General features: G+C 51.0%; 13 protein-coding genes and 2 tRNA genes. 6 read left to right on the forward strand and 9 right to left on the reverse strand.

All coding sequences use genetic code 11. The annotated features are described in order from the left end of the window. Positions 1-11: 11 nt before the first annotated feature. Positions 12-455 (forward strand): DUF411 domain-containing protein, encoded by a 444-nt coding sequence (locus ACLPHM_RS15695; RefSeq protein WP_430222148.1) that lies wholly within the window; start codon positions 12-14, stop codon positions 453-455. A 129-nt stretch (positions 456-584) separates the two neighbouring features. On the opposite strand, the gene ACLPHM_RS15700 is transcribed toward ACLPHM_RS15695, so the two are convergent. Together ACLPHM_RS15700 and ACLPHM_RS15705 are read right to left on the reverse strand one after the other, a co-directional pair. After that, positions 585-661 (reverse strand) — tRNA-Pro (locus ACLPHM_RS15700). Between the two features lie 43 nt (positions 662-704). Further along, positions 705-2000 carry a phospholipase A gene (locus ACLPHM_RS15705; protein ID WP_430222149.1) on the reverse strand — a complete coding sequence of 432 codons (1296 nt, stop codon included), beginning with the start codon at positions 1998-2000 and terminating at the stop codon, positions 705-707. 209 nt (positions 2001-2209) lie between these two features. Here ACLPHM_RS15705 and ACLPHM_RS15710 point away from each other — a divergent pair, with 209 nt between their 5' ends. From ACLPHM_RS15710 to ACLPHM_RS15730, 5 genes are all read left to right on the forward strand, one after another. Next, positions 2210-2923, forward strand: coding sequence for a polysaccharide deacetylase family protein (locus tag ACLPHM_RS15710; RefSeq protein WP_430222150.1), 714 nt, complete (start codon positions 2210-2212; stop codon positions 2921-2923). Positions 2924-2996: 73 nt separating this feature from the next. Further along, positions 2997-3073: transfer RNA gene (locus ACLPHM_RS15715), tRNA-Arg, on the forward strand. Between the two features lie 218 nt (positions 3074-3291). Continuing rightward, positions 3292-3849 (forward strand): hypothetical protein, encoded by a 558-nt coding sequence (locus ACLPHM_RS15720; protein ID WP_430222151.1) that lies wholly within the window; start codon positions 3292-3294, stop codon positions 3847-3849. Positions 3850-3931: 82 nt separating this feature from the next. Continuing rightward, positions 3932-4771 carry an arylamine N-acetyltransferase family protein gene (locus ACLPHM_RS15725; protein ID WP_430222152.1) on the forward strand — a complete coding sequence of 280 codons (840 nt, stop codon included), beginning with the start codon at positions 3932-3934 and terminating at the stop codon, positions 4769-4771. 205 nt (positions 4772-4976) lie between these two features. Beyond that, entirely contained in the window at positions 4977-6017 is a 1041-nt protein-coding gene (locus ACLPHM_RS15730; protein WP_430222153.1) for an LLM class oxidoreductase, read from the forward strand. 46 nt (positions 6018-6063) lie between these two features. Here the strand turns inward: ACLPHM_RS15730 and ACLPHM_RS15735 are convergent, their stop codons facing one another. The 7 genes from ACLPHM_RS15735 to ACLPHM_RS15765 form a co-directional block, all read right to left on the reverse strand. Next, a complete protein-coding gene (locus ACLPHM_RS15735) occupies positions 6064-7308 on the reverse strand; it encodes an ArsB/NhaD family transporter (protein WP_430222154.1) in 1245 nt (414 codons plus the stop codon). Positions 7309-7537: 229 nt separating this feature from the next. Then, positions 7538-8896 carry an 8-oxoguanine deaminase gene (locus tag ACLPHM_RS15740; protein WP_430222155.1) on the reverse strand — a complete coding sequence of 453 codons (1359 nt, stop codon included), beginning with the start codon at positions 8894-8896 and terminating at the stop codon, positions 7538-7540. 142 nt (positions 8897-9038) lie between these two features. Beyond that, positions 9039-10373 (reverse strand): nucleobase:cation symporter-2 family protein, encoded by a 1335-nt coding sequence (locus ACLPHM_RS15745; protein ID WP_430222156.1) that lies wholly within the window; start codon positions 10371-10373, stop codon positions 9039-9041. 294 nt (positions 10374-10667) lie between these two features. After that, entirely contained in the window at positions 10668-10856 is a 189-nt protein-coding gene (locus tag ACLPHM_RS15750; protein WP_135863921.1) for a 4-oxalocrotonate tautomerase, read from the reverse strand. A 21-nt stretch (positions 10857-10877) separates the two neighbouring features. Next, positions 10878-11672, reverse strand: a complete 795-nt coding sequence (locus ACLPHM_RS15755; RefSeq protein WP_430222157.1) for a class II aldolase/adducin family protein — start codon at positions 11670-11672, stop codon at positions 10878-10880. After that, entirely contained in the window at positions 11669-12181 is a 513-nt protein-coding gene (locus ACLPHM_RS15760; protein WP_430222158.1) for an ureidoglycolate lyase, read from the reverse strand. Before ACLPHM_RS15760 ends, ACLPHM_RS15755 begins: the two co-directional genes overlap by 4 nt. A 214-nt stretch (positions 12182-12395) precedes the next feature. Beyond that, the gene (locus ACLPHM_RS15765) at positions 12396-13865 is read right to left on the reverse strand and encodes a phospholipase D-like domain-containing protein (protein ID WP_430222159.1); all 1470 of its coding nucleotides are present in this window, start codon (positions 13863-13865) and stop codon (positions 12396-12398) included. Positions 13866-13956 lie beyond the last annotated feature (91 nt).

Genomic DNA, 13956 nt, shown 5'->3' on the forward strand with positions numbered 1-13956 from the left:
CAGGAGTGATCATGACACGTTTAGCTTCCTGTGTGCTGGCGTTAGCCGCACTGGTTCCTGTGGGTTCGGCGCTGGCAGCACCAGCAACATTGCAAGCGGTGTTGCACAAAGATCCATGGTGTGGCTGTTGTAATGCCTATGCCGATTACTTAGAGCAGCATGGCATGGCCGTAACACGTGTGGATCATGCCGACATGGTGCCTGTCAAACAGCAGTTAGGCACAGATCAAGCGCCTAGTTGTCACACGGTAGAGTTGGATGGTTACGTGATTGAAGGACACGTGCCTGTAGCAGCGATTCAGAAGCTCTTGGCAGAGCGACCTAAGGCGGTAGGTATTTCGGTGCCAGGGATGCCGCAAAACTCGCCAGGCATGGGGCCAGAGATTCCAGGAACCTTGCCAGTGTATTTGTTGGATGAGTCTGGCAATGTGGTTGCCGAGTACGGCCGTTTCTAATGTGGTGTACGTAAACCGTACTCGCTGTAAATAACAAAAGCCTCTGGAGTCCAGAGGCTTTGTTTTTGGCTGTGTGTTTCAGCCATGAAAAAAGGGATTACATCGTGTGATGTAATCCCTTTTTAGTATTGGTCGGGGCGACATGATTCGAACATGCGACCCTCTGGTCCCAAACCAGATGCGCTACCAGGCTGCGCTACGCCCCGAAGAATTAAATATTAACACAGTGATTTTTAAAAAGGAAGCTTTTTATGGAACTAATGCTAAACCAATGCGTAATTGGGGTTCGCTTTTGTGTCTGTAGCCCAATAAAGTCTCACCATAACCGCGATAATATTGCAGGTACAAATAGCCGTTCATCCCGCTATACAGTCGTTTCAGAGGCCATGAGGCATCTAGCTGCATAGAATTTCGTCCGTGATGACCTTGTCTATAAGTACCTGCTAATTTCAGGCCATTATCTTGTGCCCAGCTCAGTTTCCAGTCCACTCTACCCAAATAATCGGGGTAGTCACCGTTTTCACTCATCGCAAAATAGGCTTTTACGCGTGGGCTGAACTTCAATGTGCTGCCGCCATCGAAGCGATAAGCAAACTCTGGCTGTATGTAGAAATCATTCAACGAACGGGAGTCATCGCCATCCTTACCGTTGGAGGCGTGTTCTACCCCCGAGTTCAAGCCTACAAAGAAGCGATTGTTTGCGCTGTCCCACATGCGTTCTTTGTACCAGAACACGCTGGGGTTATAGGTGGTGTCTACAAATGGCAGTGAGTCAGAGCTTAAGTCCCACAGTGAGGTTTGGGTATAGGCCGCATAGAAGTGATCCATGAAGCTATCTTGTGTGGGGTCCGTAGGGTTAAACAGGCGATATTTAAAGCTTAGTTGGAAACGCGCATTGGTTTCTGGTCTATTGCCCAACACAAAGTAAATAGGCTCATACAAAGAGATCGCATTGCGGAAGTTCTCAAACGCCGATGTACCAACAGGGGCATGGGCGGTTTGTGTGACCGAAGGGCCGTAGCCTTGCGTAGCACCTGCGGCGCGTACGCTGGTTTCGTCCAATACCGGATCATGCGTTTCACCTGGTGCAGCGGCACCAGCATTGACTACAGGTGTTTCAGCTAACGACGCTAACAGCGGGTTAGGATCACCACGGCTGGTATCCAAAGCAAATAAATCCGGAGCACCTTCAACACTGACTGCTTGAACGCCATTTACAGCCGTAGGAACAACAGCCGTCCAGTTGAAAATAACGAAGTTGTTAACCGGCACATCAACGGGTTTGCCTTGGGTTTGCAAATACGCCAAGCTGCGTGTGACGGAATCTTTGCCACGCCATTGCATGACTAAGTTTTTTGGCGGTGTCCAGCTCAGTGGCGCGCTGCCATCATTAAATAAAATGGCGCGTACGGTGACTGTCTCACCCGGCGCGGCCTGATTCTCTAATAGCGAGTAACTGATACCAGCCTGAGCGGTGGTTAAACTTAGCATTAAGGTCAGTAGCGCAATACTGAAGCGGCGTAGAACTAAAACGAAAGAAGGCATTATCAAGACAGGGAAGATAAGGGTTACAGCGTAGAATGACTGCACCAGTATATAGTGTTTAGGCCCCTGATTTTGTTGGTTTCCTTACGCCCCAAGGTGACTATTTGTACACGTTGGGCGTGAATGTTGCATTCTAGTCAGAAGTACAGTGCAATAATGCTGTCTTGAATTTTCTCTTTTTAGATGCGCTAGCGATGATACCTATATTGATGTATCACCAGATCGGTGAGCCCTCGCCCCGAGGCACATACTTGCGCGGTGCTACTGTGCATCCACGCCGCTTTGCAAACCAAATGCGGCTGTTGAAAATGCTGGGCTACACCGGTGTGAGCATGCGTGATGCCTTGCCGTATTTACGCGGAGAAAAACAAGGCAAAGTAGTGGCACTAACCTTTGATGATGGTTACGTGAACGTGCTAGAAAATGCATTGCCCGTGTTGTTAAAGCACGGCTTTACGGCAACCAATTACATGGTGTCAGGGTTACGGGACAACGGTTGGGCGCAGGCTAAAGGTGCGTTGCCGTCTGAACTGATGAATGCGGATCAAATGCGGCAGTGGCATGCGGCGGGCTTAGAGGTTGGGTCACACACTATTGATCACGTTTACATGACCAAAGTGGGCAAAGAGGAAGGTGTACGACAGTTACGAGAATCTAAGTCGGTACTGGAAGACATCACTCAAGCCGAAGTGCAGTCGTTTTGCTACCCTTTTGGGGATGAGTCTGTAGAAGTACGGGAATGGGTAAAAGAGGCAGGTTACAGCAATGCCACGGCCACCTTTAGGGGGTTGGCGCATGCTGGAGATGATATGTTTGCCTTGCCGCGCGTGTCTATTTTGCGCTCTACCCACCTTTTCAACTTCTGGCAAAAGTGCTGTACATCGCGTGAAGAGAAGAAGCGTCAACAGAATGCTCAGCGCTGATACGCGTAGTGCTTTCTTTTGCGCCTAGCTTCACGCTATAATCCCTGATTCACTGGAGTTCATCTCCTGAAACGCGTCCATAGCTCAGCTGGATAGAGCACCCGCCTTCTAAGCGGGCGGCCGCAGGTTCGAATCCTGCTGGACGCGCCAGAACATTGCTAATGCCTTTAAACCCGCTATTACTTGTGATAGCGGGTTTTTTGTTGCTCGCGCAAAAGGCAGAGTGCAGTATGTGGCTATGTTGTACTGTGTAAAGGCGGCTCACACGGCATTACCGTGCCCCCACACGTGCCCCTACTCTGTACAAATGAGCCAAGTAGGGCAAGCAAGACTGACATCACGTTGTAGAACACATAGAGCAATCAACCATGACGACTAAATCTACTGCAGAGTATTCCCCTGAGTTCCGCCGCGAAATTGCCGACGAGGCCTATTTTCGTACTACGGATGGCTATGAGAATCTAGCGAAGCGACGTGGCATTCCAAATGAGCTGGTCTGGCAGTGGGTAGAGGAGTTCCATCCTAAAGGGCCGCAGCCAAACGATGTTATACATTGTTGGGTGGGCACGTTTCCTGGGGATAAGTTCGCTTTTTATGACTATCTTGGCAACGACGACGGTGAAGATTCCGCGATGCTGGCGGATATGGGGGAGGCAGGCGAGTTTGACTACGATCTGTTTTACGCCGAGTTTTTTGACGAACCACTGCCGGTGGCTGACGCATTAGCGGATGCAACGTTCTCAACAGACACGGCTGAGTCGGCAGCCTTAGCCCAAGCGGTAGCAGTAGGCATTGATCAGGTGAATGCCGTTATTTGTTATGGCGATCCATCATTGGTCGTGCCTGAGGGGACGGTATTCCGTGGGTTGCACTACCTAGGTGTGTACCCAGATCGCCCAAAACATATTTCATCACTCAATGAATGAATTGAATGTGTTAGAGTAAGTTTATCGTTGGATAACCATAGGTTTGTAGCAAACCGGTCTTACCCAGAAGGTCATCTTGCTTATGTCTTCTACTACATTGCTGTCCCGTTATTTTGACTGCCTTGGTTATCAGGGTGAGCGACAGCCTACGCTGGCGTTATTGCGTACCTTGCACGCGCTGCATCCTCAAACATTTCCGTTTGAAAATCTTGCTCCATATAACGATTTACCTGTATCGCTGGATCTGGATGCGTTAGAAAACAAGCTATTGATTCAGCGGCGTGGTGGCTATTGTTTTGAGCAAAATACACTGTTTAGAGAAGTGTTAGAGCAGTTGGGTTATGACGTAGTGCCGCTGATTGCTCGTGTACGGTGGCAGGTTCCCGCGCATGTGGAAACGGGGCTTACCCACATGTTGCTTGGGGTGCGTATAGACGGCGGCTTATGGTTGGTGGATGTGTCGTTTGGTTCCACCACGCTAACAGCGCCATTAGCGTTGGTGGTTGATGTGCCTCAAGAAACGCCGCATGGTTGCTTTAGAGTGACGGAACATACACCTGGCTGCTACTGCGTAGAATTCCAAATGCCCAGAGGGTGGCGGGCGGTGTATCAGTTCACGTTAGAGCCAGCGCAACGGGCCGATTATGATGTGGGGAATTGGTACACCAGTACGAACCCTAGGTCGGTGTTTAAGCAAGAGCTGATCATTAGCCGCACCACGCCTGACGCGCGTGAGTTGTTGCATAACGCGACTTTCACGAAGCGTGGCAGCGCGGATCATAAGGTGTATAGACAGCAATTTACTGAGGCAGGCGAGTGGTCGGCATGTTTGCAAGATAGGTTTGGTCTGGTGTTAACACTAGATGAAGCCGAGCAAACCTTTGCACGAGTCCGTGCTGCGCATAAAGGTATAGAAAACTAAGCTCTGTTTTATGACTTTAGATTTTCTAAAGTTATAGGCTAGAAATGATCGTTTTACTCAATTCAACACCCAACGGAGAATAGGCTATTTGGTAGCTGCTAGAAATTAGAAATACTAATTTTTAGCAGCCATGTAGAGTAGTCACCGTTTGATGCAAAAGGCCTGTTGGTGTGACGTTAGCCTGTGTGTCATTGAGGAAAAGATCATGAATACTGTAGTAGGTGTGTCTTCTGTTGTGGCGGGGGCATCTTCCCCTGCCTTTAGTACCCACCCCGGTTATAGCCGTATGTTTGCGCCCGAACGTTTAACCCTGGGTGTGTTCTTGCCCTTGCGCTTTTTTCAAGGGGATATGACGGTGCTGCAGGGCCAAGCAGATTTGGTAGAAAAGCTGGATCGCTACGGGTTTGCAGCGACGTGGGTGCGTGATGTGCCCTTGTTTGATCCTTCATTTGGTGATGCTGGGCAAGTGTTTGACCCCTTTACCTATTTGGCGTTTTTAGCAGCTCGTACGACGACGATTTCGTTGGCGACGGGTAGCGCTATTTTTACGCTACGACATCCTTTGGATTTAGCGAAAGCAGCCACAACCATTGATCAGCTATCGGGTGGTAGGTTGGTGTTGGGGATAGCATCGGGCGACAGGCCTGTAGAGTTTCCGGCTTATGGGTTGGAGCATGGTGAACGAGCACAACGCTTTGCAGAGTCGGTAGCCTATTTTCGCCGTGTGATGCAAGAGGGCGAGCTGTCTATACACTCTACGCTGGGCGAAATGGGCGGGGTAGAGTTCTTGCCTAAACCGGTGACCGGGCGTGTTCCGTTGCTGGTCACAGGGGGATCAGGGCAATCGTTATCGTGGATTGCAGAGCATGCCGACGGGTGGTTAACCAATCCAGACGCAACGCATCATGCACAAGGTCCACAACGGTTGGCAGAGAAGATACGCGCATGGCGAGCGTTGATTCCGGACGGAGGCTTTCGTCCACACACCACCAATGAATGGATTGATTTGGTGGACGATCCTAATTACCCACGTACTCCCTTGCAAGGTGGTTTTGTACTGCGTACTGGGCGTAAAGGCTTGATGAGCTTATTACATGACTGGCAAGCGGCAGGGGTGAATCATGCGGCATTAGGTATTCAATTTGCTAAAAGGCCTGCTGCAGAGGTAATTCAAGAGTTGGCAGAGGAAGTATTGCCACACTTCCCTTCGCATAACGCGATAGTGCCGCACACCGTATCGTGGTGATAACGATGCAGCCCCAACGTTGAGGGGCTGCCGTGTTACGGGGCGATTAGGTAATCAGCATTAACCAGCCCATGGCCATCAGCATGCAGGCCACCGCTACGATGCCGCCTGAGCGGGTGAATTCGGCAAACGAGATTTTCACGCCGCAGGTGGCAGCCTGCTCCACCACGATAATGCCGGCCAAGCTACCAAATACGAATAAATTGCTAGAAAAGCCAGAGCCTAACGTCAACGCTGCACCCAAGGCGTCTTGTGCCCCTGCTGCTGGGTGTAGGAAGGGAATGAGCAGCATCACAGCGGGGTTATTGCCCACAATGGTGCTCAGCACTCCAGTCGTCCAAAAGAGTAGCAATGGGTTATTAAGGTTCACGCCCCACTCGTTTAGGTGGTGCAGTAGGTCTTGTGGCAAGCCGGTATTGGCAAAGGCGGCATTCACCACAAATAACCCCATGATCAACAACAGCAAGTTGCCATCCACATGTTTAAGCATGTCACTGGAGGCAATTTTGCGGTTCATGAGCAAAAAGCCAGCGGCCGTCAGGGCGATGAGTTCGCGAGGCCAGAGGCCAACCATAAAGGCCACAATCACCAGCAATGTGATGAAGCCCGCTTTGAGGGTTTCCCAACGGTCTAGCGGGGGTGATACGACTTCGGTAGGAATGGGAGAGGCGGTGCGCTCAGTCGCAGGCAGTGCCCAACGGCCACGGTATAACCAGGCTAATACGGCCCAGATCACAACCAACGACAGCAACGCGGGCAGGCCAGAAACTTTGAGTAAACCCATAAAGGATAAGTCTAGGCCTTGCGCGGCAATCATATTTTGCGGGCTACCAATCAATGTGCCTGCTGCCCCGTTGTTGGCAGCAAAACAAAAGCCTAGCAAAAAAGGGATAGGGTTTAGGCCGCGCGATAAGGTAATGGATACCAGTAGAGGTGTCATGGCGACTACCACCACATCGTTGGTGAGCAGGGCAGAGAGTAGTCCTCCCACGCCAATTAATACGGCCAGTAATGTGGGCTCGCTGACCTTTAACGAGGCAACACGCTGTGCGGTCCAATCATAAAAACCAGAAACGATAAAGCTGGAGGACACGACCATTAGGCCAAACAGCATGCCGATGGTGGCGTAGTCAATGGACTGCCATGCTTGAGCGGGACTGATGCTGCCTATCGCCATCATGGCAAGCGAGCCAATCACCGCAGCACCTGTGCGATCTACCTTGAGTCCGGGGAGTTTGCCAAAACCCATGGCAACGTAAACCAGCAAAAATACTAGGACGGTTTGGGTCATGCGATGTCAGCCTGTGAGCAGGTGGGCGTAAAAGAATTCCAGATTGTACTGGATAGGGCTGACAAGAATAGGTCAGACGATGGCGGCCAATTATCAAGTAAGTTAAAGAGGCAAGAGCCTTAGGAGGGTCAGAGCACGCACACTGACCTAAGTGGCATCGTACATTCAGTGTGCGTGTTCGTTTTTTTGTTTCCGGTGGCCGGATCGGTAGTCTTTACTACCACTTTGATTAAGAGGCGAGCAGTTGGTGACTTAGCTGGTTATGGGTGCGCACTATTGCTGAGATATCCACATGCTGAAATTGGCCATCTTGTATAAGCGTGCGGCCATTCACGATGCTATGTGAAACTGCGGCACTGCCACATAATAAGGTGGCGGCAATGGGGTCGTGCAATGCGCCAGCGTACGCAAGATCATTGAGATCAAAGGCGATGATGTCTGCGGCAAAGCCTATGCTTAATTGCCCTATATCATGGCGATTGAGTACGGCTGCTCCGCCCCGCGTTGCGGCCCATAGTGCTTCACGGGCCGTGAAGCGACGAGGGTCTTCAGCCGCTACACGTTGCAGTAGCATGGCTTGGCGGGCTTCGTTCAGTAAGTTGCCTGAATCGTTAGAGGCACTACCATCTACGCCTAACCCTACCTTCACTTTTTGATCCAGCATGGCGCGTATGGGCGCAATGCCTGAGCCCAAGCGCATGTTCGAGCAGGGGCAGTGGGCAATGCCCGTGCCGGTGCGTGAAAAGAGCTTAATGCCATGATCATCCAGATGCACGCAGTGGGCATGCCACACATCTGGGCCTACCCAGCCCAGTTCTTCTACATACTCGGCTGGAGTGCAGTTGAACTTTTCGCGGGAATAGGCCAAGTCATTTTGATTCTCGGCTAAGTGCGTATGCAGCGAGACCTGTAGGCTTCGGGCTAAGGCAGCACTTTCACGCATCAAGTCTCTGGAAACTGAAAATGGAGAGCACGGGGCAAGCGCTATACGTAGCATCGCGCCGTGACTGGCATCGTGGAACTGCTCAACCAAGCGCTGCATGTCGCTCAGAATATAGTCTTCGTTTTCGACCAACGCATCGGGGGGTAAGCCGCCTTTGCTTTCACCTACGCTCATAGCGCCACGGCTGGCATGAAAGCGCATGCCCATTTCGTGAGCCGCTTCAATGGTGTGGTCTAGCTTGCTGCCATTAGGAAACAGATACAGGTGATCGGAGCTGGTCGTGCAGCCGCTATGCAGTAATTCAGCCATGGCTGTTTGGGTAGAGGCGTGCAACATAGAGGGGGTGATGCGACCCCAAATGGGGTATAGCGTTTTGAGCCATCCAAACAGCTCGGCATCTTGGGCTTTAGGGACCGCACGCGTCAGCGTTTGGTACATATGGTGGTGGGTGTTGATCAACCCTGGCATCACCACGTGGTGGCTTAGGTCTATCGTTTTATCCACCTGAGCATCGGGGCAGTTGGCTTGTGAGCCTACGTATTCGATGAGATTACCGTTAATCAGAATAGCAGCTTGTTGCAGTTCATCTTGGCTATCGTTCATGGTAGCCAACGTATGAATGTTTTTGAGCAGGATGCGAGTCATCGTAAAAACCTTATGAATACCAGTTGTGCAGAGGCACGCTTGGTGTGAATGCCAATGGACTGATACGCGTACCGGCGGTGCAAGGGCGGTTCCCCTGTCAGGCTGAACGTAGTACTCACGACTAGGTTCAGCCGGAATACGATTAGGCTTGATGTGGTGTGGTGGATTGCTTCAATCCGTTGAAATACAAGTTAAGCAGCACAGCAGAAAATGAGGCCAATAAAATCCCGCTGTGTAAGATGGGTTCTAGCGAATCGGGCAATTGGCTAAAGAACTTAGGGGCCACGGTAGGAATAAGCGCCATGCCTAAACTGATGGCCACAATAAAGGTGTTATGGCGCTGATGGGTATAGTCCACTTGGGACAAAATACGTATGCCGGTGGCAAGCACCATACCGAACATGACAATGCCAGCGCCACCCAATACAAAGGTGGGAATAGAGGCCACTAATAGCGAGATCTTAGGCACCAAACCTAGCACCACCAGAATAATACCGGCCATCACGCCTACCCAGCGGCTACGTACACCGGTAATGCCTACTAGTCCTACGTTTTGTGAGAACGAGGTATGCGGAAAGGTATTGAAGAAGCCACCGATCACAGTGCCTAAAGCATCGACGTTCAAACCTTTTTCTAGGGCTTTACGGTCTACAGGACGCTCTACAATTTCACCCAACGCGAGGAACATCCCCATGGATTCGATAAACGTGATGAGCATGACTACAGTCAGCGTCACGATAGACCACAGCTCGAATTTGGGTGGTCCAAAATGAAAAGGCAGAATCAGCGCAAACCACGCCATATCATCAATGCCTTGCAGACTCACTTCGCCCATAAACATCGCAATCACAAAGCCAAATGCCATACCTAAAAGAACAGCAATATTGGCGATGAAACCGCGCACGTAGCGGGTAATCAGCAGGATGAATACCAGTACAGCAAGCGAGGTCAGTAGGTATCGTGGTGCACCATAGTCTGGGCTACCTACACCGCCAGCGGCCCAGTTAATGCCTACACCAATGATGGAGAGTCCAATGGAGGTGATGACAATGCCGGTCACAAGTGGCGGGAAAAATCGCATGACTTTTCCTATCAACGGCACAAAAAGCAGTGAGATAACACCTGCAGCAATGGTGGCACCGAAAATGCCTTGTAAGCCCATATCAGGATTGAGGCCTATGCTGACCATAGGGCCTACAGCGGCAAAGGTCACCGCCATAATGACGGGTAAGCGAATACCAAAGCGCCCAAACCCTATACATTGAATAAGGGTCACGACGCCACAGCAGAAAAGGTCGGCGCTGATCAGAAAGGCGATAGTGGCTTTATCCAATTGCAGCGCGCCACCAATAATCAGCGGTACAGCGACCGCGCCGGCATACATCACCAGCACGTGTTGTAAGCCTAAGGTGAAAAGCTGCATAAGAGGGGGGCGTGCATCAACAGGATGCGCCTGCAGTGCTGCGGTGTTTGACATGTTGTCTCCATTAATTTTTTATAGTTTGATGCTTGTGCAATTGGGGTGTGTTTAGGTCATGGTGTGTGCAGTAAAACAAAAGAGGTAGCGGTGTATAGTGCTGAAAATCATCACTAACACACGGAAAATCGGACAAATGGTCTTAAAAAGTATGGACAGCGATGTATGGCCTGTCCATAGTTGAACTGGAATGACGGTTATTCCAATTTTCTGAACTTCATTGGTAAACAGGCATAAAAAAACCCCGTCAGGCGCAACGCACACTGACGGGGTGAGGCAAAAAAAACCGGAAATTTATTTTTTATCGGACCACAGAACACCGCCTGTTGCCCAGTTTTCGCGTTTTACATCAACGAAAACGATATCAACGGCTTCGGGGGAGCACCCCAATACGCGGCAGGATTCAGCGGTTAGTGCTTCCGCTAATTCACGTTTTTTCTCGACAGTACGGCCTTCAAAAAGTTGTACGGTAATAGAGGGCATGGTGTTTCCTTGTGTATGAAATCAAGTATTGAAATCGGGTTCTTCGCGTAGCAGTTTACGCAAGAGTGAGGCCCATTCCAACTCACCGTCTGGTGTGGGGCCAAGTGCTAAATTGGCTTGGGTCTGGCGCAACACATCGTCAGAAGGTTGTATGAGCTGGTCGGAGGCGGCCATAGCTGCCAATTGCGTCATACAGGATTTATCCAGATCAAACATCAAGACATAGGCTTCAGCTACGGTGCGCCCACAGGTTAGCGAGCCATGATTGCGCAAGAACATAGCAGCGTTCTCGCCTAACGAGGCTAGTAAGCGGCTCTGTTCGGCTGCACTCAAGGCTAGGCCTTCGTAGTCATGGTAGGAAATATGATTCCAGAAACGCATGGCATGTTGGGACAGCGGCAGCAGTCCTTGCTTCAATGCTCCCACTGCAATGATGGCGTCGTTATGCAAATGTATCACGCAATGTGCGTCTGAGCGGGCGTTGTGCACAGCCCCGTGAATGGCAAAGCCAGTAGGGTTGCCACGGCGGTTGGTACCATCAATCACATTGCCTAGGGTGTCGACCAGCAGCAGGTTGGACGCGGTAATTTCTTCAAATCTGAATCCATACGGGTTCATCAAGTAGGCGTTATCGCGGTCGGGCACTCGCAGCGAGATATGGGTATAGATTTGGTCATCCCAACCGTGGCGTGATGCCAATCTATAAGCGGCAGCCAAATCAACACGCGCTCGCCATTCGGCGGGGCTGATGTCGGCAGGGCGCGCTGCGTATAGCGTGCTACCTGGTGCGGTGCGAGGGTCGGTGGGGTACATCATACAAGGCAGCTCTCTAGCTCAGCGATGAGTGCGGTATGGTTTAAGGTCACGACATCGCAGTTGTCGCCAGGGCCTTGCCTATCAATCACAATAAAATCCACGACGCTTTCTAGGCCCAGTAAGGGGTGGTGCCAAACGCCTGTCGCGTAGTTCACGCCTTGATCGCCTCTGGCTAAAAATAAGCGCAGATCGCTAGGTTTTGGAGCATCCCCTTTGGGAGCGACCACGACCAAGTAGGGGCGACCAGACATAGGGATAAAAGCTTGGCTGCCTTTGGGATGACGTTCCATCATGGTGACGGTGAATGGTAGGCTGCGGGGTTGGCCTCGGAAAATAGACACAATAGCCTTACCGTCTTCGCCCGGATCAATAGTGGCTAGATCGTGATAGCGCTGCGTGTTGCCCTCGTTGATGCTGAATTGCTGTGCATGTTCGGAGGCTTCAATCACCTCACCAAAAGGAGCAAATGCCTCGTGTGTTAGGGTTTCCAGTTTTAATACTAGGCTCATGCGTATCTCCTCTACTCTTATTGGTATAGGGCAGGTAAGCGTGATGCGCCGCCTGCCGACAAGGCCTGACGGCATTGTCCAACCTAGTATTATCGGTGTTTTGTAAAAGCTGACTAGTGCTGTGCAAGTCTATACAGCACAAGCTTTTACTATTTGCTTAGAGAACGCGAGAGAGGCTAAAGAAAAAGAGCAGGCTAGTGCCTGCTCTGGGGGATTACAGATAAGGGCTGGCTAGCCAGATCACTCTGTTACGCAAACGCTTGTGGAAAGGTAGGTTTTGCAGGTGTTCTAGCGTGAGTGCTTCCGCCGTTTCGATTTCATTATCAATGAGGTTAGAAACCTGGCCGGTAATGTCTGTGTCGTAGATCTCCAAGTCCAGCTCGAAGTTCAGACGTAAGCTGCGCGGGTCCATATTCGACGAGCCCACATAACTCCATTGACCATCTACAGTAGCCAGTTTGGAGTGATTGAACGTGCCTGTTGCCATCCACACGCGGCAGCCCGCACGTATAAGCTGATCGATTTGGGCCATCATGGCGTAACCCACTAAGCGCAAGTTGTTATTTTTGGGGATCACAATATCGACTTGCACGCCACGGCGGGCAGCAGTATTGATTGCACCCATCAACACTTGGTCTGGCAAGAAATACGGGCTTTGAATACGAATGTGGCGGGTCGCTACCGCGCAAGCCCCTTGCAGCATGTGGTGGTTACTGCCGATAAAACGGTCTGGACCAGAACGTATACAACGAGCGGGCACGTGTGGCTGCGGGGCATTCCACTCTTTCACGCACCAGTCAGCATAGGGAAGCTCTTCTTTGGTCGTGAACTCCCAGTCGTGAGCAAAGGAAGAAAACAGCTGCAAAATAGCAGGGCCTTCAATACTGAAGTGCGTATCTTTGGCGGTGTTTTCTTTGCCAAACTCTGTCATGAAGCCTTCGCGTATATTCATGCCGCCCGCGAAGGCATGTGTACCATCCACAATCAGCAGTTTGCGGTGACTACGCAAATTGGCATACGGCATGCGCATGAAACCCAGTGGGTTGGTCATGAACAGCGCATGAGGAATCTGATGTTTACGCAGCAGTCGCGTAATAGGGGGGTGCGAATACTTGGCACCTACCGCATCAATCAGTACGCGTATGTTGACACCGCGCTGATTTGCCTCGGCCAACGCGTCGATAAAAATACGGCCAATGTGGTCATTATCAAAAATGTATGACTGCATGGCGATAGTGCTTTTGGCATTACGAATGGCTTCCAGCATAGCTGGGTAGGCTTCGTCACCACCGGCTAATAAGCGCACATGGTTGCCATTGCGTAATTGAAAGCGGCTTACCCTGTCGCCCAATATATGTAGAGAGCGGAACTGTATGCCGGCACAACTCTCTATGTCGGAGACAGGCGGCTCAGGGTAGCTGATGAATTGTTTAAAGGTTTTGTCGCGCTGCTCGTAGATTTGGCTGCGGCGTACGCGGTTGATACCGGCGATTAGGTAAAGCAACGGCCCTAGCAGCGGTGACATGATGATCACCCCTACCCACCCAATGGCGGCGCGCACATCGTTTTTGTTCATCGCGGCGTGAACGGCAGCAGACGCACTAACCAGTACGCTAAACGTTAGAACAATATGTGGCCAGTACTCAGACAGGAATTCGTGCAGGGTAGAAATGTGTTGTTGCATGGATGCCAGCGCAGACCTACGGGAGTGTGAGTGAAGTACCTAAGTCGTACAGAGTATAAGAAAGTGGTGATTTATACCAGCGTGTTAAGAC

It is taken from the genome of Paenalcaligenes sp. Me131 (genome assembly GCF_050487225.1).
Classification (GTDB): Bacteria; Pseudomonadota; Gammaproteobacteria; order Burkholderiales; family Burkholderiaceae_B; genus Paenalcaligenes.

Bases quoted from the DNA above. Each gene is read 5' to 3' on its own strand.
- ACLPHM_RS15695 (WP_430222148.1), top strand. From the start codon at position 12: ATGACACGTTTAGCTTCCTGTGTGCTGGCGTTAGCCGCACTGGTTCCT.
- ACLPHM_RS15705 (WP_430222149.1), bottom strand. From the start codon at position 2,000: ATGCCTTCTTTCGTTTTAGTTCTACGCCGCTTCAGTATTGCGCTACTG.
- ACLPHM_RS15710 (WP_430222150.1), top strand. From the start codon at position 2,210: ATGTATCACCAGATCGGTGAGCCCTCGCCCCGAGGCACATACTTGCGC.
- ACLPHM_RS15720 (WP_430222151.1), top strand. From the start codon at position 3,292: ATGACGACTAAATCTACTGCAGAGTATTCCCCTGAGTTCCGCCGCGAA.
- ACLPHM_RS15725 (WP_430222152.1), top strand. From the start codon at position 3,932: ATGTCTTCTACTACATTGCTGTCCCGTTATTTTGACTGCCTTGGTTAT.
- ACLPHM_RS15730 (WP_430222153.1), top strand. From the start codon at position 4,977: ATGAATACTGTAGTAGGTGTGTCTTCTGTTGTGGCGGGGGCATCTTCC.
- ACLPHM_RS15735 (WP_430222154.1), bottom strand. From the start codon at position 7,308: ATGACCCAAACCGTCCTAGTATTTTTGCTGGTTTACGTTGCCATGGGT.
- ACLPHM_RS15740 (WP_430222155.1), bottom strand. From the start codon at position 8,896: ATGACTCGCATCCTGCTCAAAAACATTCATACGTTGGCTACCATGAAC.
- ACLPHM_RS15745 (WP_430222156.1), bottom strand. From the start codon at position 10,373: ATGTCAAACACCGCAGCACTGCAGGCGCATCCTGTTGATGCACGCCCC.
- ACLPHM_RS15750 (WP_135863921.1), bottom strand. From the start codon at position 10,856: ATGCCCTCTATTACCGTACAACTTTTTGAAGGCCGTACTGTCGAGAAA.
- ACLPHM_RS15755 (WP_430222157.1), bottom strand. From the start codon at position 11,672: ATGATGTACCCCACCGACCCTCGCACCGCACCAGGTAGCACGCTATAC.
- ACLPHM_RS15760 (WP_430222158.1), bottom strand. From the start codon at position 12,181: ATGAGCCTAGTATTAAAACTGGAAACCCTAACACACGAGGCATTTGCT.
- ACLPHM_RS15765 (WP_430222159.1), bottom strand. From the start codon at position 13,865: ATGCAACAACACATTTCTACCCTGCACGAATTCCTGTCTGAGTACTGG.